This is a genomic window from Corallococcus sp. 4LFB (genome assembly GCF_046520365.1).
Lineage (GTDB): Bacteria > Myxococcota > Myxococcia > Myxococcales > Myxococcaceae > Corallococcus > Corallococcus caeni.
In genome coordinates this window covers 1-680 of sequence record NZ_JBKGHJ010001180.1, presented here as the reverse complement: position 1 = coordinate 680, position 680 = coordinate 1, and the positions used below count along the sequence as shown (strand labels likewise).

Genomic DNA, 680 nt, shown 5'->3' with positions numbered 1-680 from the left:
GGCCGGCTGCGCGGCGGGGGCGGCGGCGGGGGCCGGGGTGTTGGCGAACGCGGTGGAGGCGGCGAACAGGGCGGCGACGATGACGGTCTTCATGGATGGCTCCGGGGACGACACGCCGACGCGGGATTGCATCGGTTGATGCCAGCGCCTTGGAGCACCCGCCGTGCCAGGGACGGTTTCAAGCAACTTCGCGGGGTTCTCCGGGTGGGAGCGGATCCGCCATGGGGAGAATCTCCTCAGTTGCAATTGAAACGATGGGTGCAGGCTCCCCAGGCAGGCGCACGTTGCTTTGACGGCAACGGCGCTCTTCTGCAAGCTGCACCGCGTCCCTTGCGTCCCGAGCGCCACGCGCCGGGCCGCGAGCTGGAGCATGAAGCCCGGTCGTCCTCGTCGTGCATGTCGCGCGGCCAGGTGTCGGGAGAGATGGCGTATGCGGCACCTGCTGGCGGCATGGAGTGTGGCGTGGCTCGCAGTGGGATGCGCCGCGACCATTCCCCCTGAACGCTTCCAGGCCCAGGTGTCGGAGACGGAGCGCTGGCAGCGCGAGTACCAGGCCGAGCGGGAGCGCTCCGAGGCGCTGGCGGCGAGGATGGCGGCCCTGGAGTCCGCGCTGGAGGAGCTGACGCAGGAGCGCGCGGAGGCGGAGCAGGCGCGCGCGGAGGCGGAGCAGGCGCGCGCGA

General features: G+C 71.5%; 1 pseudogene. It reads left to right on the top strand.

Features of this window, described 5'->3' with window-relative positions:
- Positions 1–457 precede the first annotated feature (457 nt).
- Positions 458–680 (top strand): annotated as a pseudogene (locus ACLEQD_RS44795) (hypothetical protein); the annotation flags it as partial.